This is a genomic window from Flagellimonas sp., from assembly GCF_965222555.1.
In the GTDB taxonomy this organism is placed as follows: domain Bacteria; phylum Bacteroidota; class Bacteroidia; order Flavobacteriales; family Flavobacteriaceae; genus Flagellimonas.
This window is the reverse complement of sequence record NZ_CBDCUG010000001.1, coordinates 19,145-40,599: the sequence shown is the minus strand read 5'-3', so window position 1 is coordinate 40,599 and position 21,455 is coordinate 19,145. Positions and strand designations below refer to the sequence as shown.

At 38.8% G+C, this 21,455-nt stretch carries 15 protein-coding genes; 7 read left to right on the top strand and 8 right to left on the bottom strand.

Going from position 1 to position 21,455, the window contains the following annotated elements:
• The first annotated feature begins 20 nt into the window (after window positions 1-20).
• The 7 genes from bshA (at window position 21) to ACOQO1_RS00140 (ending at window position 12,152) form a co-directional block, all read left to right on the top strand.
• Entirely contained in the window at window positions 21-1,163 is a 1,143-nt protein-coding gene (gene bshA, locus ACOQO1_RS00170; protein WP_420600871.1) for an N-acetyl-alpha-D-glucosaminyl L-malate synthase BshA, read from the top strand.
• Window positions 1,164-1,166: 3 nt separating this feature from the next.
• The gene (locus tag ACOQO1_RS00165; protein ID WP_420600870.1) at window positions 1,167-1,622 is read left to right on the top strand and encodes a hypothetical protein; all 456 of its coding nucleotides are present in this window, start codon (window positions 1,167-1,169) and stop codon (window positions 1,620-1,622) included.
• A 109-nt stretch (window positions 1,623-1,731) separates the two neighbouring features.
• The gene (locus ACOQO1_RS00160) at window positions 1,732-2,919 is read left to right on the top strand and encodes an OmpA family protein (RefSeq protein WP_420600869.1); all 1,188 of its coding nucleotides are present in this window, start codon (window positions 1,732-1,734) and stop codon (window positions 2,917-2,919) included.
• Between the two features lie 192 nt (window positions 2,920-3,111).
• Window positions 3,112-5,649 carry an Ig-like domain-containing protein gene (locus ACOQO1_RS00155; RefSeq protein ID WP_420600868.1) on the top strand — a complete coding sequence of 846 codons (2,538 nt, stop codon included), beginning with the start codon at window positions 3,112-3,114 and terminating at the stop codon, window positions 5,647-5,649.
• A gap of 372 nt (window positions 5,650-6,021) precedes the next feature.
• Window positions 6,022-7,203 carry an OmpA family protein gene (locus ACOQO1_RS00150; RefSeq protein WP_420600867.1) on the top strand — a complete coding sequence of 394 codons (1,182 nt, stop codon included), beginning with the start codon at window positions 6,022-6,024 and terminating at the stop codon, window positions 7,201-7,203.
• An 80-nt stretch (window positions 7,204-7,283) separates the two neighbouring features.
• On the top strand, window positions 7,284-11,186 hold the full coding sequence (locus tag ACOQO1_RS00145; RefSeq protein WP_420600866.1) for a gliding motility-associated C-terminal domain-containing protein: 3,903 nt from the start codon (window positions 7,284-7,286) through the stop codon (window positions 11,184-11,186).
• A gap of 27 nt (window positions 11,187-11,213) precedes the next feature.
• Window positions 11,214-12,152 carry a type IX secretion system membrane protein PorP/SprF gene (locus tag ACOQO1_RS00140; protein WP_420600865.1) on the top strand — a complete coding sequence of 313 codons (939 nt, stop codon included), beginning with the start codon at window positions 11,214-11,216 and terminating at the stop codon, window positions 12,150-12,152.
• An 11-nt stretch (window positions 12,153-12,163) separates the two neighbouring features.
• Here ACOQO1_RS00140 and ACOQO1_RS00135 read toward each other — a convergent pair whose 3' ends face one another.
• The 8 genes from ACOQO1_RS00135 to ACOQO1_RS00100 all read right to left on the bottom strand — a co-directional run bounded on the left by ACOQO1_RS00135 (window position 12,164) and on the right by ACOQO1_RS00100 (window position 21,358).
• Window positions 12,164-13,126, bottom strand: a complete 963-nt coding sequence (locus ACOQO1_RS00135; RefSeq protein WP_420600864.1) for a hypothetical protein — start codon at window positions 13,124-13,126, stop codon at window positions 12,164-12,166.
• A 9-nt stretch (window positions 13,127-13,135) separates the two neighbouring features.
• The gene (locus ACOQO1_RS00130) at window positions 13,136-14,587 is read right to left on the bottom strand and encodes an MBOAT family O-acyltransferase (protein WP_420600863.1); all 1,452 of its coding nucleotides are present in this window, start codon (window positions 14,585-14,587) and stop codon (window positions 13,136-13,138) included.
• Window positions 14,588-14,843: 256 nt separating this feature from the next.
• Entirely contained in the window at window positions 14,844-16,073 is a 1,230-nt protein-coding gene (locus ACOQO1_RS00125) for a GNAT family N-acetyltransferase (RefSeq protein ID WP_420600862.1), read from the bottom strand.
• A gap of 69 nt (window positions 16,074-16,142) precedes the next feature.
• Window positions 16,143-17,291, bottom strand: a complete 1,149-nt coding sequence (locus ACOQO1_RS00120) for a GNAT family N-acetyltransferase (protein ID WP_420600861.1) — start codon at window positions 17,289-17,291, stop codon at window positions 16,143-16,145.
• Between the two features lie 82 nt (window positions 17,292-17,373).
• Window positions 17,374-18,627: a GNAT family N-acetyltransferase gene (locus ACOQO1_RS00115; protein ID WP_420600860.1), complete on the bottom strand. Its 1,254-nt coding sequence runs from the start codon at window positions 18,625-18,627 to the stop codon at window positions 17,374-17,376.
• 23 nt (window positions 18,628-18,650) lie between these two features.
• A complete protein-coding gene (locus ACOQO1_RS00110; protein ID WP_420600859.1) occupies window positions 18,651-19,691 on the bottom strand; it encodes a GNAT family N-acetyltransferase in 1,041 nt (346 codons plus the stop codon).
• A gap of 58 nt (window positions 19,692-19,749) precedes the next feature.
• Window positions 19,750-20,406: an HAD family hydrolase gene (locus ACOQO1_RS00105; protein ID WP_420600858.1), complete on the bottom strand. Its 657-nt coding sequence runs from the start codon at window positions 20,404-20,406 to the stop codon at window positions 19,750-19,752.
• Window positions 20,390-21,358 (bottom strand): ATP-grasp domain-containing protein, encoded by a 969-nt coding sequence (locus ACOQO1_RS00100; RefSeq protein ID WP_420600857.1) that lies wholly within the window; start codon window positions 21,356-21,358, stop codon window positions 20,390-20,392. Before ACOQO1_RS00100 ends, ACOQO1_RS00105 begins: the two co-directional genes overlap by 17 nt.
• Window positions 21,359-21,455: the final 97 nt, after the last annotated feature.

Below are 21,455 nucleotides of genomic sequence, written 5' to 3'. Positions count from 1 at the left end.
ATTGCCTTAGATTTGTGCTTATGAAGATAGCTATAGTATGTTACCCCACTTTTGGAGGTAGTGGTGTTGTGGCCACAGAATTGGGTATTGCCTTGGCAGAAAGAGGCCATGAAGTGCATTTTATCACGTATAAACAACCCGTTAGGTTGGAACTTTTGGGTAATAATATCCATTTTCACGAAGTCCACGTACCGGAATACCCACTTTTTCATTACCAGCCCTATGAACTGGCATTGTCCAGTAAATTGGTGGACACGGTAAAATTTTATGGGATTGAAGTGTTGCATGTACACTATGCAATTCCGCACGCCTATGCAGGTTATATGGCCAAGAAAATGCTTCAGGAAGAGGGTATTTTCATTCCAATGATTACAACGCTTCACGGTACTGATATTACATTGGTGGGCAAGCACCCATTTTATAAGCCAGCCGTAAATTTCAGTATCAATAAATCTGACATTGTTACCTCGGTATCCGAAGCTTTAAGACAAAGAACCTTGGAGTTGTTCGATATTGAAAAGGATATTGAAGTAATCCCCAATTTTATAGATACATCAAAATACAAATTGGATTATACGGACTGCCAACGATCATTGATGGCCAATGAGGAAGAGAAAATCATTACACACGTTAGTAACTTCAGAAAAGTAAAGAACATACCAGATGTCATCTATACCTTTTTCAGGGTCCAGGAAGAAGTTCCTGCAAAACTGATTATGGTTGGGGAAGGACCCGAAAAAGAATACGCGGAACAGCTTTGTGATGATTTGGGAATTAAGGAAAAGGTGGTATTTCTTGGAAATAGCAACGAGATTGACAGAATTCTTTGTTTTTCAGATTTGTTTTTATTGCCATCAAAGTCGGAAAGCTTTGGTTTGGCGGCCCTGGAAGCTATGATCAATAGAACTCCGGTTATTTCAAGTAATACAGGTGGAATCCCTGAAGTGAACAAGAATGGAATCTCAGGATTTTTGGCAGATGTAGGGGATGTGGAGGAAATGGCCTCAAAAGCCCTTCATATCCTAAAGGATGATGCTGTTTTGGAAGAGTTTAAAGAAAATGCCTTTAAAGTGGCTTCTAAATTTGATATAGTCCATATTTTGCCCATATATGAAGAAGTTTATGAAAAAGCCTATAAATCACGCTTTAAAAACACCCATTAATTTGTGAAATATCTTGTTTTTATATTGTTTGCTTGTCTTGCTTCATGTAAAGCCCAAAAGAATGATGAATTGCTTTTGGGTGAAAGTGATGACAATATGTTTTTGGTCGCCCATGATGCATATAGCAACATTACAGAACAAGAGACCAGTGTAATCAAAGATGCTAAATCTTTAAAAAGGTTCTATTCAAAAATCAACAAAACACGAAAACCTGGGCTTCCTGTTCCAGAAATAGATTTTACCAAAAATATGTTGTTGTTGGTTTGCCTGGGGGAACAAAAAGAGAAAAAGCCATTATCAATAAAAAGAACAGAGGATAACGGTAAGATTTTGATAACCATAGGGTTGTCAAAAATCAATGAAGCCTCTCAGAATACTTCCATGATATCCTACCCCTTTTATATCTACAAAATACCCAATACTTCTAAAACAGTGATTTTTCAGAATTCTGGGCGCTAAACTATTTTTTAAACCGCTTATCGAAAATAAGAGCACTTCAAAGTACAAAACGAGATACTTCATGGATTGGATTTAGCTTTGTAGGATAAGGACCTCAAATCTTATTTATATGAAGAATATAGAATCTCTTGTGCTGACGCTTATCTTATTAGTTTCCTTGGGTGCTTCTGGACAGGATGTTCAGTTGACCAAAAAAGACAGTGTAGTCACTAGCTATTGGTTGGTTACATTAGGAACAAATTTCGTAGATGATTCTGGAGATGCATTTGGTCGACTGTTTGATTTTGGGGAAGGTTGGCATTGGCATACGGTTCCTTACCCATCTCGCGCAAGTATAGGACGCTATTTTAAAAATGGACTGGGAGCGGAAGCCGTTGCAAGCTACAATAAGTACAAGGCGGGAAAAATTGTTGATGGGGTTGCCATACCAGAAGATGTGGATTACTATGGATTGGATTTTCGTTTAAGCTATGATTTAAACATGATTTTAGGGGAAACTGGGTTTTTTGATCCATATGTGGGTGCAGGAGTGGGATATACTGATGCCAACAATCAAGGAAGAGGTACCTATAATGCTTTGGTTGGCTTTAGAACTTGGTTTTCTGACCACTGGGGATTGGACTTCAGCACCACAGGCAAATGGGCCATGAGCACTGAAAACGCAACGAATCATATTCAACATGCCGTAGGAGTGGCCTATCGATTTAATACGAAAAAAGAACTTTCTCGGAAAGGAGAGGAAAAATTAGCTCTGCTCAAGGAGTTGGAAGAAGAACAGATGCGTGTTCAAGATTCCATAGTGGCCAAACAAAAAGCTGATGAAGAGGCCCGTTTGTTGGCAGAAAGGCTGGAAAGGGAAAAAGAGGCAACAAGACTTGCTGCGGCAGAGAAGGCTAAAAAAGATGCTGAGGAGGTAAGGAGAACCAGAATAAAAAAAGAGATAGATCAATTATCCAATGTCTACTTTAAATTAAATTCATCTTATCTTACAACAAATGACAAAGCTATCTTGGATAAATTGGTGAACCTAATGGAAAATACTCCAGGTTTGGTCATTGGAGTAAATGCTCATACGGATTCAAGAGGAACAAACAAATACAATCAGTGGTTGTCCGAAAGAAGAGCGGAAAGAACCGTGGACTATATTTTATCAAAAGGTATATCACAAGAAAGAATAAAACACGATGCTTTTGGTGAAACCCAATTGACCAACGAATGTGATGACGATACACCTTGTCCAGAAAACCGACATTTAAAAAATAGAAGATCTGAATTTGTGATTTTTAAATTGGACTGAATTTTTTTTGAATTAGTATATTGATCAGAGAGATTTACATCCGAGGTAAAAACAATATTGGGTATTATTATAATTTTTAAGATATAAAGAATGGCAAACAGACTAAAATTTAAAAGATACTTACGGTGAAATTAATGTCCAAATTGGTTTTTGATGCCATTGGCGAACCACTTACAACACTTTTTGCGCTATATGAAAAAGCAGTTATTCGGTAGAGTATTACTTCTACTTCTAAGTTTTTTTTCACTTTCTTCCTACGGTCAATATGATAAAGTTGTGATTATTGGTGCTTCAATTATGGAGCAAACCTACGGTAGAAATTTAAACACTCCCAACGCTGCAAGGACTACTGAATGGAAAGCAAATGGTGTTAATGTGGATGTGTATGGCTACGGTTTTAGCGGTTATGATATCAATGGTATTATAAGTGAAGTACAGACTGCAATGAGCACCCATACGTCCAATACATTGTTTATGATCCACATTGGGGGTAACAATGTTAGTACTACAAGACCTTATAGTACCGCCACACCTGTAGAGCTCCAAAATATAAGTGACGATTATGACGCGTTGTTAACAGCAATCGGTCAAACTCGAAAAGAGGACGTTATCATCATGCCGATTACTTTTAGAACCTACGCCATTGTGGAGGACATTGCCAATAATCAGGAGTTGGGAAGTTTACCATACAATCAAGGGATTTTGATTCCAAAAATATTGGCGAACACACCCTCGCAGATAAACGTAGATGGCAATCCCATAGTAGATTTATACAATTTTACCCATCAAAACTATACTACCTATTTTGATATTGGTGGACCTGGCTTTGATGGCATCCATCCATCCGCAGCTGGAACTGATCTGCTTTCTGATTTTATGAGCAACAGAGCATCATATTGGGTTAATGGAGGGGCCGTTCCAGATGCATTGACATCAAATATTGCAGTTACGGGTGTAAGTTTGTCCTCAAATGCCGAAAGCATAACAACTGGAGATGCTGTAACATTGTTTGCAACCATATCTCCTAATAATGCGACTGATCAATCAGTGCAATGGACGAGTGATAATTTATCTGTTGCTACTGTAAATAATGGAGTGGTGACCGCAGTTTCATCTGGAACTGCAACAATAACAGTTACAACAGATGATGGTGGTTATTCCGATACTGCATTAATAAGTGTTTATGGCGATACTGATGGCGATGGCATAGCTGACAATCTTGAAGCTACTCCGGGTGAGGCACTGGATTCCTGCCTACCTTTGCAGATGGCAGGGTATACCGGTTATGATGCTTCAAATGTGATATGGCAGGCAGCGGACTGTGATGGAGATGGAGTGACCAACGCTGATGAGGTCATCAATGGCACGGAACCCTATCAGAAGTCTAACGATACCGATGGTGATGGAATAGATGATGATAACGAGACCAACAACGGAACTAATCCTGCTATTCCATGCGACCCTGTACAAAGTGTTGGCTATACGGGATATGATTCGACTAATACTATCTGGGCCTCCGCGGATTGTGACAATGACGGTGTGAGCAATGGAGAAGAGGCCACCAATGGGACGGATCCCTATCAGATTTCCAATGATATGGACGGAGATGGTATTGATGATGATAATGAGGTCAACAATGGAACAAATTCAAATGACCCATGTGATCCAGTCCAATCTTCTGGTTATAATGGTTATGATATAACAAATACTATTTGGGCTAATGCGGACTGTGACGCAGATGGTATTAACAATGGAGATGAGCATGATAGTGGCACAGACCCCTATGATTCTAATTTACCAAACGATCAGGACAATGATAACATTGCCGACCCTGATGATAACTGTCCAACTATATTCAATCCTGGACAGGAAGACTTTGATGGTGATGGTATGGGCGATGTCTGTGATGGTGATATAGATAATGATGGAATACCCAATGAAGAAGATATTTGCCAAAATACCCCAGAAGGTGTCATAGTAGATGCAGGAGGCTGTGAGATTTCCTTGGAAACAGATAACATTATGGTCAAGGTGATTGGTGAATCTTGCGTTGATAGTGAAAATGGTAGTTTGGAAGTAAGTGCAAAAGTAATTTTGGAATATATAGCCGTTTTAACCAATAGTGAAAATGTTGAGGTAAGAAATCTGGAGTTCAATGAAAGTTTACTTATGGAGAACCTGCCCCCTGGTGTTTACAACTTGTGCATCACAATACGGGGCAATGATGCATATAGCCAATGCTACACTTTGGATGTTCCAGAAGCCGAACCTTTGGGGGTAAACCTAAATTCGGGAGCATTGGAGAATCAGATTGTTTTAGAGCTTTCGGGCTCCGATCTTTATACTGTTGAACACAATGGTGAGGTTTATAAGACAGCAGAAAGCGAGTTTACCTTGTCTTTGGACGCGCTTGAGAATAGAATAAAAATAAGTACTGATCTGGTTTGTCAAGGTGTTTATGAGAAGGTAATCGGTTTAATCTCAAATGGGTATGTTTATCCAAACCCGATAGATGATAGGGATTTAAGTATTTATGTGGGATCCTATAGTTTCGAAAAAGTACAGCTTAGTCTTTTTGATATTAATGGGGCAAAGATTACGGGGCAAAATTCGGAAACTGATGAGAACGGTTTTGTGAGGATAAATATATCGTCGTTATCCCAAGGAATATACTTTTTAACAGTTATAACCATTGATTCACTTAAACACTACAAAATCATTAAAAAGTGAGCTTCAAAACATAGGGATAACGTATTCCTATTACTAGGTTCTGATATATTTAACAAAACTACCGATAACGAAGACAAGTAGGAACTTTAAATATGCAGAATTTGATGATAATACTGGTTGAAGATAAAGAAGACCTATCGGTTATAGGAATGGGATAAGACCGAAGCCTAAAATAAATCCGATACTGCATCGCGTCTTTTTCATCTCTAAAGCTACCAATAACCTGATCAATTGCAAAGTTTTAAAAGATTGGATAGTAGGATGAAACTTACTTCTTTTGCCTCTCATCGAATATTAAGGTAATTTAAGGTACAAAATATAGGCTTTTGGGCAATTGATTTAGTTTTGTGAGGAAACCTCAAATTAAACCCTATGAAAGCCTCAAAAGCAACTCTTTTGGCAATGGCACTTTTATTCTTCATGCAAGGTGCGGCACAGCAAGAGGTACAACTAACCGAAAAAGACAGTGTTGTCAAGAAATCTTGGTTGTTTACATTAGGTATTAACATTGTTGACGATTCGGGAGATGAATTCGGAAATCTTTTTGATATTAAAGATGGATGGAATATGGTTCCATATCCTTCCAGGGTGAGTATTGGACGTTATTTTGAGAATGGAGTTGGATTGGAAACAATTGCCACATACAATAAATACAAGACAGGCAAAATAATAGACAATGCCGAAAATCGGGAAGATATAGATTATTTGGCTTTGGATTTGCGTGTAAGCTATGACCTAAATCAAATTCTTGGGGAAACAGGTTTTTTTGACCCTTATGTGGGTGTAGGTGTTGGGTATACTGATGCCAACAATCAAGGAAGAGGAACATATAATGCTATTGTCGGTTTCAGGACGTGGTTTTCAGATCACTGGGGATTGGATTTAAGTTCAACTGGAAAATGGACCATGAATACCGAGAATTCAACAAATCATATTCAGCATGCGCTAGGGTTGGCATATCGTTTTGGAGTGGAGAAAGGATTGTCCAGAAAAGGGGAGGAGAAGAAAAATCTTTTGGAAGAGCTTAAAAAAGAACAGCAGCGAAAGCAAGATTCTATCTTGGCCCAGCAAAGAGCAGAGGAAGAAGCCAGACTTATGGCAGAGCGACTTAAAAGGGAAAAGGAAGCAGCTGAATTAGCAGCGGCGGAGAAAGCGAAAAAAACTGCGGAAGAGGCTCGAAGAAACAAGATAGCACAAGAAATAAATGATTTGGGGAATATCCATTTTAGACTTAATTCGTCTTATTTATCCAGTTCAGATAAAGGTCTTTTGGATAAATTAATGATAATTATGGAAAACTATCCAAGCCTTCAGATTAAGATTGAATCCCATGCGGATTCCAGAGGACCTGATCAATACAATCAATGGTTATCGGAAAGAAGAGCAAGGAGAACGGCGGATTATTTAATTTCTAATGGATTATCAGCTGAAAGAGTTGAATTGGATGCAATGGGGGAATCCAAATTGATTAACCATTGCAGTAACGGGGTATACTGCAAGGAGGAAGAACACAGGGAAAATAGGCGTTCAGAATTCTCAATATTGAAATTCTAGGGATAAGAAGGATGTTCTCATCAAGACGTCAAAAATTCCAATTTTTGAAAAAGTACTATAACTAAACTAACAACATTTCGATGTTATCAAAACAAAATTATTCTACTCAGTTTGTTTCCGGTATTCTAATGATGATCTTGGTTTTGAGCTCTAATGCTCTGCAAGCTCAGTGCGCTGACCAGTCACCAACAGGCGACTGCGACGGTGATACTGTCCTTAACGGCGTGGATCTTGATAATGACAACGATGGTCTTTTGGATACCGATGAATACAATTGTCCTGCTGGAGGTTCCGACCTTATTTGGGGTGATCCCACTTGGGCGGGCGGAGACCCGGACGACGATTTTTCATCAACGGCCACCACTACCATAGATGGTACCTTAATCACGGCGGACAACACGGCCACCGATTTTGCAAGTATACCGAACTACCGGGCCATTGAGGGGACTTCCACCATAGGTGGGCGTACCGGGCTTAGGTTCGATTCGAGGATAGACGAACTTGGGGGTAATTTCGTACGCTACCGGATTAGCTTTGATGGAGCGGTCACCGACCTTTCCTTTACCCTTGTGGATATTGATTTCAGTGATGGAACGTTTTATCCCGAATATACGGACCGCGTCATAGTCAGTGCATTTATAGGCGGAGTCCAGACCGCATTGACGGCGGGCGTGGATTACACGGTGGCAAACCCGGCCTATGTGAGCGACCTGGGCGGAGGTACTTTTGACGGCCTCCAGCTGGTGCCCAATGCGGGCAACAGTACTGACGGGGACGTGGTGTTCAACTTTAGCTATCCTGTGGACAGTATCTTGATAGAATGGACAAACCCGGGTGTGGCGGTGAGCACATCGGGCACGGTATTGATGCTCGACGACCTTTCATGGACCTGTTCCTATCGTGATTTGGACACGGATGGAAATCCCGACCACTTGGACAGCGACAGTGACGGTGACGGATGTGCGGATGCCCTTGAGGGAGACGGTGGATTTACCATAGCTGATTTGGACGTTGACGACAGCCTTGGCGATGTGGTGAACCCTGCCAACGGGATTCCCACGGTAGCGGGAGCGGGGCAGACGGACGTGAGCAGCACGGACGCCCTTGTTACCGGTGGAGGCTGTGACGATGATGGGGACAATTTGACCAACGACGATGAAAATACACGGGGCACGGACCCCTTGGATCCGGACACGGACGGTGACGGTGTTGATGACGGTCAGGAGGTTACTGATGGCGATGATCCTCTGGACCCATGTGACCCGGCACAGGCAGCGGGATATACAGGATATGACGGAGCAAATGCCATCTGGATGGCAGCAGATTGTGATGGGGATGGGTTTTTAAATGCTTCCGAAGTAGTTACTGGTACAGATCCCTACGCTTTCAACGTGGATAGTGACGGTGACAATGTTGCCGATAGTATAGATTTGGACGATGACAACGATGGTCTTTTGGATACCGATGAATACAATTGTCCTGCTGGAGGTTCCGACCTTATTTGGGGTGATCCCACTTGGGCGGGCGGAGACCCGGACGACGATTTTTCATCAACGGCCACCACTACCATAGATGGTACCTTAATCACGGCGGACAACACGGCCACCGATTTTGCAAGTATACCGAACTACCGGGCCATTGAGGGGACTTCCACCATAGGTGGGCGTACCGGGCTTAGGTTCGATTCGAGGATAGACGAACTTGGGGGTAATTTCGTACGCTACCGGATTAGCTTTGATGGAGCGGTCACCGACCTTTCCTTTACCCTTGTGGATATTGATTTCAGTGATGGAACGTTTTATCCCGAATATACGGACCGCGTCATAGTCAGTGCATTTATAGGCGGAGTCCAGACCGCATTGACGGCGGGCGTGGATTACACGGTGGCAAACCCGGCCTATGTGAGCGACCTGGGCGGAGGTACTTTTGACGGCCTCCAGCTGGTGCCCAATGCGGGCAACAGTACTGACGGGGACGTGGTGTTCAACTTTAGCTATCCTGTGGACAGTATCTTGATAGAATGGACAAACCCGGGTGTGGCGGTGAGCACATCGGGCACGGTATTGATGCTCGACGACCTTTCATGGACCTGTTCCTATCGTGATTTGGACACGGATGGAAATCCCGACCACTTGGACAGCGACAGTGACGGTGACGGATGTGCGGATGCCCTTGAGGGAGACGGTGGATTTACCATAGCTGATTTGGACGTTGACGACAGCCTTGGCGATGTGGTGAACCCTGCCAACGGGATTCCCACGGTAGCGGGAGCGGGGCAGACGGACGTGAGCAGCACGGACGCCCTTGTTACCGGTGGAGGCTGTGACGATGATGGGGACAATTTGACCAACGACGATGAAAATACACGGGGCACGGACCCCTTGGATCCGGACACGGACGGTGACGGTGTTGATGACGGTCAGGAGGTTACTGATGGCGATGATCCTCTGGACCCATGTGACCCGGCACAGGCAGCGGGATATACAGGATATGACGGAGCAAATGCCATCTGGATGGCAGCAGATTGTGATGGGGATGGTATTATCAATGGCGATGAAGTCACCAATGGTACAGATCCATACAGCGCCTCTGATACCGATGGGGATGGAATCCCTGATGATAGGGAAACAGTGGATGGAACAGATTTGAATGATCCTTGTGACCCGGCACAAGTGGCGGGTTATACCGGATATGATGGCACCAATGCCATTTGGATGGCAGCGGACTGTGATAGCGATGGAGTCAACAATGGCGATGAAGCTTCTAATGGGACAGACCCTTATGCTGTTTCCGAGGATACCGATGGTGATGGCATTGATGATGATAATGAAACCAATAATGGAACAGATTTGAACGACCCCTGTGATCCGGCACAAGCTGCGGGATATACAGGATATGATGAAGCGAATGCCATCTGGATGGCAGCAGACTGTGATGGGGATGGAGTTATTAACGGCGATGAAGCCATTAATGGTACAGATCCTTATGCTGTTTCGGGGGATACCGATGGTGATGGAATTGATGACGATAATGAGGTGAACAACGGGTCAGATTTGACCGATCCCTGTGATCCGGTTCAGGCCCCAGGGTATACTGGATATGATGCGGCGAATGCTATTTGGGCATCAGCTAATTGTGATGGAGATGCAATAAATAATGGAGATGAGGTAACCAATGGATCGGATCCTTATCTGGCCAATGGAGATACAGATGGGGACGGAATTAGCGATGAAGACGAAATTAATAACGGATCTGATGAGAATAACCCATGTGATCCTGCTCAGTCACCAGGGTATACAGGTTTTGACATACAAAATACCCTTTGGGTGGAAGATGATTGCGATGGTGATGACCTTTTTAACGGAGAAGAGGTATTGCTAGGTACCGATCCCTATAATAATGATACGGACGGTGATCAAATCAGTGATGCCCAAGAAGTTTCGGATAATACAGATCCTCTTGACCCTTGTGATTCAATAGGTGGAACACCACCATTAGATTTGGATTGTGATATGGACGGCCTTGACGGAACTGATGAAATCACTTATAATACCGACCCTTTAAATGCTGACACGGATGGTGACACTATTATGGATGGTCAAGAAATCTCTGATGGTACTGATCCGCTTGACCCATGTAGTTCAGTGGGCGGGACACCTCCGGCAAATACACAGTGTGGAGAAATAAGCATAGGCAATTCAATAATTACTACAGACGGAGATGGAATAAACGATTACTTCCGTATTGTCAATATTGAATCATTTCCTCAAAACACCGTTGAAATTTACAACAGATGGGGAGTAATTGTTTTTGAAACAACTGGATATGACAACAACTCAAATGTGTTTAATGGTTTTTCCACCGGTAGGGCAACATTCAAAGGTTCAGAACATCTACCAGCAGGCGTATACTTTTATATAATAAAATACGTTGACGGGAGTAATTTTAATTCAAGGTCTGGTTATCTATATCTCAATCAATAAATAGCATATAGGGTAAAAAAGAATAAAATGAAAAAAGTACTTTTTATATTGATTTACATATTCCTAATCCAAACGGAATGGGATATTGTAGCACAACAAGATTCACAATACACTCAATATGCACTTAATACAATGGTGGTCAACCCTGCCTTTACTGGGGCAAGAGGCGTTCCTAGCATTTCTGTGTTACATAGATCGCAATGGATAGGTTTGGACGGAGCTCCAAATACTCAAACATTAAGTTTTAGTTCGCCGATCTCCAGAAGAGTCGGTCTTGGTCTTTCCGTGGTCAACGATGAGATTGGAAATGGTACCAGTCAGGAAACCTATTTTGATGGTACATTCTCATACACTATAGAGATATCCGAACTTGGTAGATTGGCTTTGGGACTAAAAGCCGGTGGCCACTTTCTTAATTTAGACTTTTCCAAGTTGATCAATTATGGGGTTGAGCCCAACTTGGTCAATGTGGATAACAAGTTTTCTCCAAACTTTGGAATAGGAGCTCATTATTACACAGATAGATTCTATGCAGGGGTTTCATTACCAAACATTTTGGAAACGGAACATTTTGATGGCGCTGGGCAAAGCAGTTCTTTTATAGCATCCGAGCGAATGAACTTTTATGTAATTTCGGGATACAGGTTCGATATTAACCCTAATTTAAAACTGAACTCCGGAATGCTCGTAAAAATGGTTTCGGGGGCACCTATCCAGACTGATGTTTCTGCAGGGTTGGTATTTAACGAAAAATTCTCGTTTGGAGCTGCTTATAGGTTTGATTCTGCGGTCAGCGCCTTATTTGGACTTAAACTGTATGATAAGTTAATGGTAGGTCTGGCGTATGATGTAGAGACCACCACATTGGGAAATACCACTTTTAATGATGGTTCTTTTGAAGTTTTTCTAAGATTCGACTTTATGAATAGGTTCAATAGGAGAGAGGTTAGCAATAGGTTTTTCTAAACAACCCATTACTACTTTCTTTTTTTGATATAATCTGAAATCTCTTTGGCAATCAAGTCTCTGCCATGTTCGTTCCAGTGCCAATCGTAAATCAAGGTTGTTGGTTTTTTTGATTGGGAGAAAGCAGTTGAAAAGTCAATGATATTTATATCATTTTGATTGCAATAGGCCAAAAAGCGATCTCCGGTCTCTCTTTTATCCAATAAGATGCTGGTTTTGGTTTTGTCAAACCCATAAAGGGTTATTAGGTCTTTAAAATTCTCCAATAGAACTTTTTCTTCTTGGGCCGATATTTTTTCAGCAATTTGAATGCCATCGTCTGAATTTTGGGTCATTGCTTTCCGTTCTGGCAATTTTTTCACAAAAAATGTTTTTATCGGATCTAAGACCCCGATGCCTGAAGCATACGATAGTAATTTTATGTTATCTCGAATTTTAAAAGGAAGTGAAGATAAGAGCGCTATTCTGGAAGTATTTGGAACATACTCATTTCTTTTAAGATCATTTTGGAAGTTTAGATAGATTATGATTTCATCAATAAGATCAAATTGTTCCTTATTGGAATATATCAGATGCATTTGGTTGGCCAGGTCGTAACCGGCATAACCGTATTCATAAACTTCTCCATATTTTAAGTTGTCCTCTATTTTTTTTCCAATAGAATTAGTATAGTCAATATGGAACCCTTCAATGAATGAATCCCCTATTATTGCTATTTCATAGCCATCTTTAGTAGGGGAGAACTCACGAAAACTATTAAACCCTTCCTTATTGATCTTAAAAGCGGAAAAAGTTTGGTTTCTATTTCCAGTGACGGAATAACCATTATGTCCAGGAACTCTTTTTTCAACACCAAATTTGTCAATATACCTTGGAGGATCGTCAGTATGGAGATGAAAAGCTCGTACCATTAGTTCCAACAGGGCTATAATGGCAATGAGATAAAATGCTATTTTCAGGATTAATTTTTTCATATAACAGGATTAAAACTGAAAGTATATAAATGATCTATTCACATTGTCGTCATAAAAAAGTAGCATACCCAATATTAACGTGGTATATATCAATAACCGTACACCTTTGGAACTAAATTTGAACGGATTTCTCTCATCTTTGCGTATCAGGTACTCATAAACTACAAACAATGCGAGCAGTATGTAAAAATCTGACATACGGTACCCTCTTGGGTGCAGATAAGGTTCGTAGGCAAAATTGTTCCAAATACGGTTCATATATTCAAATGCATCCGATAAGGATGGTGACCTAAAAAATATCCTAGAAAAGGTCACCAAAGCAAAAGTGAGCAAAATTTGGGCTATTTCCTTTATACTTGGAAAAAGTGAATTCTCTGCCACAACGTTCCCAGCATAAATTCGGTTTCTTCCCATTAAGAACACGGGAATATAAAAAAGTGCGTGAAGGCCTCCCCAAAATATAAAGGTCCAATTTGCCCCATGCCAAAATCCACTTACCAAAAATATGACGCAGATATTTCTAACGGATTTCAGCTTGCTAACCTTGGAACCTCCCATAGGGATATAAAGATAATGTCTGAACCAAGTGGAAAGGGATACGTGCCAGCGTTGCCAATATTCAGCAACATTTCTTGAGAAATTGGGAAATTTGAAATTGGACATTAACTCTATACCGAAAAGTTTTGCGGTACCAATGGCAATATCCGAGTACCCACTAAAATCACCGTATACTTGAAAACTAAAAAGCGATACTCCGAGAATCAGTGTTGAAGCCGGATAATCCCCATAATTGGCGAAAATATCGTCCACTATTGGAGCGATGGAATCCGCTATGACCAGTTTTTTAAAAAACCCCCATAAAATAAGTTTGAGTCCACTTGCTGCCTGGTCATAGTTAAAGACTCTTTTGGATTTTATTTGGGATAATAAATTTGAAGCTCTTTCTATTGGACCTGCTACCAATTGTGGGAAAAAGGATACGAAGGCAACAAATGCTATTAAATTGGTCGTGGGTTTCGCTTTTTTGTAATAGATGTCAAAAGAATATGACATGGTCTGAAAGGTGTAAAAAGAAATACCAACTGGAAGAATGATATTCAAGGTCCATGAACTCCCCATTTCATAGCCTACCATGGAGAACATATCTATAAAAGAATCAATGAAGAAATTATAGTACTTGAAAAAACCGAGAAGACCAACATTAAATACCACGCTTGTCCATAACCAGTATTTAGCTTTGTTCCTTACCTCTAAATTTTTATAGATCTGTTGTCCAACTATAAAATCCATTGTGGTACTCGCTAAAATCAATAGGAGAAACCTCCAGTCCCACCAACCATAAAACACATAACTGGCAATAATAATGAGGATGTTTTGTGATTTCTCGGTCTTAGCTACTAACCAGTACAAAAAAAACACCAAAGGAAGAAAGAAAAGAAATTCAATGGAGTTGAATAACATTTTTTTTGGTTTTCAATAGATTGATTGCCTTAGTCGTCAAATTTGAAATTAGTTTCAATCCATGACATATGTGGAGCGCAAACTATTTTTTTTTGGTTGACCATGGGTTTTATTAAGTTCTGTTCTCGGTGTATGATTTTAAGAACGTACTTGATTTAGTTTTATTTTCTTTTTAGTGGATGTAAAACTGATTACCGGAACCAGCTTCCAAAAACGATAGTGGATTGTTTTTAAAATTTAGGTACTAAATATCAATTCAGCGAATATCTACGGATACTATCCGTTCTGTTTTATTTCCTTTGATACAAAATAAGTTAGCCTCATTTATAATGGGGAAAACCTGAATGGCAGTAACATGTTCAGCGGAGGAATGTACAAAATCGTTAATGGCCTTGAACAAGTGTGGATGCTTGTCCAAATCCAATGGGACTTCACCTTTTATTAAATCATTCAATTCTCCTGAGTATTGTGAGTACCCCATTTCCTTAATTGGTTTTTTGCCAATGATTCCCTTACGTATTAAATAAGTTCTGAAGGGGTGTTCACGTAGGTATTGTTTTGTTCGTAGGAACAGGGCAAATAACCCAGCCACCAAGGTTGATTTTAAATGTTTGGAGTCATAAAAAATATGGTGCCTGAAATGATAAGATCGATTGCACCATTTAGCTTTGTAATCAAAATAGGCCTTAGAGAAATCATAAATCTCAATATCGTTGGCAATGCACCACTCTAGTTGCTTTATGAGCATGATTATTCCAATGTTGTATTTGGAATAGTCTGGGTCATAGACAGTAGAATCTCCAAACAGAATATTATCTGAATTATAGTTTAGGGATATGCCAATGGGATTGCCACGATCATAGATAACGAACAGATTTGCCTTTTTTTCCAAGATGAGCTTGTATGTCACATCTTTAATAAATGCAAAATTTTTAGGCAACAACTTTTTGTTGGTAATGTTCTTTATTTTGAAGCTTCTTTTTGAAATTGAAAAGAAGGCATCCATGATGAAATCATAGTTTTCTTTTTCAATATGTCCAAAGTACATAGCATAGGTAATGATAAAGGTTTTTTCAAGCTTTCTCAGATAGGACCTAAATTTTGATCTGCTTTTGGAGCTAAACCTTTGGGTCATATAACTTTCCAAACTTCCAACATCTTTTAAATCAATTAAAAACCCCACATATTCCCTAACTATATGTTGCTTGGGCATTTTTTGGTGTTCTATCTGGGGAATGTTGAAATAATCTGGAACATCTAGAATTGTTACCACTTTTTTTTGAAGTTGTCCATTTTGCTGGGAATCTATTTGGTAGTAATTCTGAAGCGTAAAATTGCTTCCTGCATTCACAAAAATTGGAGGATATTTTTTCTTGTGAAATAGTGGGCCCTTAAAATACCCTAACGCTATAGTTTTCTGATGAGGCCTAAAATGTGATTGCCAAGTATCAAGAAAGGTTTTGGATGTATAAGGGTGATTTTTCAAAGTTAGGGTAAAATATTAAGAATACACTTTTATATTATTGATTATCAATAAATTAACTATTAAAGCTCATTAAAGTTTCTTTTGTAATACTTGTTTTTTCTTACTACCAACAATTAGATAATGCACAGGATTGTCCATCAACTTATAAACTTTAATATTCTCAGCTGGTTCAGCATTTAAGTATTGAAAATCATATACTGGTCTTTTTAGAAAACGGTACGGCTCTTGGTTAATATCGATTAAAGCTTTTGAATCGGGAATTCCATGCTCCGTCAATTCCATCATTTCCAAACCAACAAAGGAATCTTCATCTGTAGATTTTGGAGGCTTTTCCTTTGCGTACCACTTCTGTTTAACCACTTGTTCCTTTGTTTTTTTCAATGTTTCCTTTAAGCCAAAAATATAATAGTAGACGAGTCCAATACAAAGGGAAGGCAATGTTTTTTTGTAAACTACATGCCTTTCAAAAGTGTATATTTTGTTGCTCCATCGTATTTTATAGTCAAGATCTCCATAACCTGTATCCAACACTTTATAACCATTTTTAATACACCATTCTATCTCCTTGTATACGGCAATGTTCCCAAGTCCAAACTTATGATAATCAATATCGTAAGCGGGAACGGCCGAAAAAAGTACTTTTCCATAATGATATCTTAGTTGTATCTGGATTGGGATATCCTTATTGTAAATTACGCTTAGAGATGCTCTTTTTTGCTGTATCAAAGGATACGCTATTTTATGTAGATAATCCCAATTCTCTATTTTTTTGTTTTGGTCTTTTCGCTGTTCAAATCTTCTAACAAGCAATGTTAAGAAATGTTCCATCAAAAAATCATACTCAACCTTTGTTATGGATTCATCATAGGTTTTGAATGAAATGTCAAAGCACAGGCAAAGACGCTTGAAGCGTTTAAGTACGCTTTTTGCATTACTTTTTGATTTTTGCAACATATAAGCTTCTGCATCCTCAAAATCTGATAAAAACAGTGCATAGCCTTTGTTGGTTTGTTTTATTTTTTTGCAACCGAATTTTTCATTCTGGAATAGTGTTAAATATTCAGGAATCAAACGGGTCGAGTACAATGTATGGGTAGGGATATTTTGGGAGTTTTCATAAAACAATATATGCTTATCTCCTTGGAATTGTACAGTAGAGTATACTGGAGGAACATAGTCTTTTTCAAAAAATTGTATGATAAAGTTACTCGATTTCATGTTTTATCGTTGACAATTTTAAATCTGTGCCCAATATCATTTTAATGAACAGTCTGATTGTCTATATCAGTAATCTATTCTTCTACGTAGCTTTATTTAAAACATTGAGTACCGCTTTTGCCGTACCTCCTTCTAACAGGTAGGATTTTGTTTTATTTTCTAGACGGTACAATTTAAGTTGGGAAAAAGACTCATTTTCTACATAAAGAAAGTCAAAAACCATGGGTTTTAAAAATTGATTTTCTGGCAAGTCAATATTTATCCTATCGGCACTTTCCATGGAAACCTCATCCTTAACCGACTTGAATTCATAGGTAATACGAGAATCATCCGGGTTTATGAGGTTTCGACACCAAAATGTTAGTTTGTGTAATTTTTCGTTTATATTTCTATCTCTTAGCGACTGTTTTAAGGTATAAAAACTTTTGATTCCATAAGCTATTGTTTTGGATATCATGGACTCCGAATCGTAATAGATATGATATTCGAACGGGTATGTTTTAGTGGCCCAACGTTTTTTATAATCAAAATAACCCTTGGAAAAATCAAAAGTCTCGATATTATTTTCAAAACACCATTCAATAAGTTTCATAATGGTAACAGAGCCTAAATGAAATTTTGAATAATCCATATCAAAAACAGTGATGGCATCAAAAAGGATAGAATCCGAAAAGTAATTTAGTGTTACCCCAATAGGCACACTATTTGCATAAATTACGAAAAGAGATGCTTTCTTTTCCAAAATCATGGGATAGGCAACATCCAAATAAAAACTCCATTCTTTGTTGTCCAGATTGTTATTGGTCACCTTTTTGTAGGCAAATCTTTTTTCCAGCAGCTCCTTAAAATACCCAAAAACAGAATCATACTCTTCCTTTGAAATGTCTCCAAACAGCATTTTGTACTGAATGTCAAAGCACAGCTCTAGTTTCCTTTTATATTTCTTAAGCTTGTATCTACTGCTTTTACGAAAGGTAGTGGTAAAATAATCATCAAAACCGTTGAAATCGTTTAAGGATATTAAAAATCCTGGATATTGCTTGATTCTGTGAACCTTTAGTGTAGTTGAATCCGTCTTGATTTCGATGTTAAAATAAGTTGGCGCATCATAGATGAGGCAAACTTTTTTTTTGTAATCCTTGGTGTTTTGAGAAGATAGATGGTAATCTATGCCTTTTGTATGAGTCTTGCCAACATTCGTGTAAACTGGTAAAAAAGGATGCTTGACAAAAAAAAGATCCGTTATAAAGTCAAAACTTGTTAATGGTTTATTGGCACTAAAATGCTTTGACCATACGGAAATAAAAGTATTTGAGGAAAACGGGTTGTTGTTCATGAAACCTGGTGTTAACTCCGTTTTTAAATATTGTGCCTGTAATATGGGAAAAAGTCCACTTTTAATGCATTATCTTCTATTCGGCAATCCTTTCCAGTTTTTCTAACAAGATCGCAATATGCTTCTTCATCTATTATGTATTTCCATAACTTGAAGGTTTTAAAATCTTTTGAAAAGTTAGATTTAAAATGAAACAGAGAATCCTCTTTGGTATTTACTCCGCCTCCCAAATTAAAATAGGTAAACCCTTCTTTGGTAGCTTTGATCCTCATTTCATCTATCATCAATTTAACAGGATTCAGAAACAAGTATTTTTCCCTAGCTCCGGACAAATGGTACTGCACAATGTTGTTTTTTTTGACAAATAGGGCACCCGCTATTACTTCTTTATTTTCATTGAAAGAAGTGAGTAATATCTCAGCCTCAAAATCATTGCTCCCCAAAAGATTGTCAAAATATGCTTTATCAAAGAAATAGTCCCTTTTAGCATTTACTCTATGCATGTTCTCATAATACATTTCAATGAACAGCTGGATTTCCTCTTGTGTTGTTGCATTGGAGAGTGTACAAAGTCGTCTGGATTTGTTAATGTATGTTTTTAGACGTTTGTTGTATTGCTGTCGTTGAATTTCCAATTTTTGGGTAAGGTCAATATTAACCACTTTTCCATGGTCGGCAATAAATCCAACATTTTTGAGAATTGCCTCTTGCTGATTTATGAATGGGTTTAATCTTGAAAAGACTGAAACTACTTTTTTGGAATGAAGAAAGGCACCTAATTCTTTTTTAAACTTTGTATTGTCGAAAGTTTTTGAAATGTTTGAGCCTATGGGGCCAGGATAGCCATAAACGGAGGTTAAATCATAGTAGTCAGTCTCAAAAACCCTTCTTGATAAGAGTGGAATGGCAATTATTGTATCTTGCTCTGTATATTTAATAAGTACAGGACGTTCATTATCCTTTCTGGATAACTCGTGATAATTATAAGTGTGATAAAAATCTGAATGTTCAATTGAACCCACTAAGGAATCCCATTGTTCTTTATCTCTAATAATTTCAATCATACGTTAAAAAAATCGCTTTACATTTTTTATATTGAAAATCAACTCTTTAAAAATTCCATTAGCTCACGACTATTTCATCAATTGATAAAATAAACTGTTTTGGCAAATATTGTTGGTCAAAATACTGATGGGCACCATAATGAATATTTAGGCCATTATCAACTAGGCCTATAGTGTTCCAGCCAAGTAGGTTGGGGGCCACAAAGTCTTTTTTCAAATTATCACCTATATAACAATATGTCTCCGCTTGCAAATCCTTCTCAAAAATTTTAAAATTTCGAGTATCTGGTTTTTCGGAACCAATAGCTTCAGATATAACGATTTTATCGACCAAGTCTGATATACCAAGCGCATTAATTTTTGCCAACTGTGTTTTTACCCTTCCATCCGTCAGAATCCCAATTTTGCCCTTACGATTTTTAATTGCTGTTAATATCCCCAAAGCCCCCGGAAACAGCCTAATGTCCGGAGTATGATTTCGATAGATCTCAATAAGTGAATCTTTTGACTGGTTATAACGCTCAGCCAAAACATCAAAAACATTCTTTTTTGATCTATATAGAGAAAGCATCAAAACCAAAAGGGACTTCCAATCTGAGGGCTCAAGTTGCTTGGCAATATGGGTATAGGCAGATTTTAGAAAATCAAATTCGTTGTAAAGTGTGTCGTCCAAGTCAAAGACGATGACAGTCTTGTCATTAACATTGATATCCATGGACCAAAATTTCGTCATCGTAACGAATCATCAATAAGTTATCTTCCCAACTATTGAACTTATCTTCAATTTTTTTATCAAGGAGATATTCGTCCAAGATCCATTTGGAATAATTGGCCCCGGATAAATAGGTCAATGGATACCCACCACCAAATCTTGGGTTTATTTCTATTCCATATATTTTGTCCTCATTTTTGTGTTTGAAGAATTGGGCGGTAAGACACCCTCGGGCGCCTTCAATATATCCAAATCGTTCTTTTATGTAAGACACCAGTTCATTGTTCCTTGTTAGCGCCTTATACACCTCTCCATCCCTCACTTCCAGTCTTTTTCTGGGTACAGCGCATTTCAAGGAATGTTGCCTATCATAATATAGATCACATGTAAATTCCTCATATAAGGTATGGTCCAAATACTCTAGAAACATTAATTTCTCATTGGTAAAGTAGTAGTCCCTTAGACTTTCCTCATTTTTTACAATATGATTGTCTACCCCTCTACTTCCATCTATGGGTTTTATATATATGGGTAACTCAAAGTTGTCCTTTGGATATTCTTTGGCAATGCCAACATTGTGGCTTTCAAAGAATTTATGTATGGTTCTCTTGTTCCTGCATTTTTGCACAAAATCGTATGAAGAGATTACCACCTGTATTCCAGCTTTTTCAAATAGGTTTATGTTTTCAGCCAACAGCAGCAGTTCTGTGTCAATTGTTGGGATTAATAATTTAATGTTCCACTTATGACATAGTTCTATTAGTGTGCCAATATAGTCGGGCTGGTCAAGTCTTGGCACCTTAAAATGATGGTCTGCAATTTGACAAGCAGCGGAAAGCACCGGATCGGAATCAGCAGCTACGACCTTGGCATCTGGGTATATTTTTTCCAGTTCTTTTTGGAATGATCTTATAAGGGATACCCTTCTCCCCGCAGATGTTATTAAGATATTCATTTTGTTTAGATAATGGATATGTTGACAGTGTGTTTGCGCACTAAATATAGAAAATAGTGAATCATATTAGCGTTATACGGATACAATAATTTTGTTT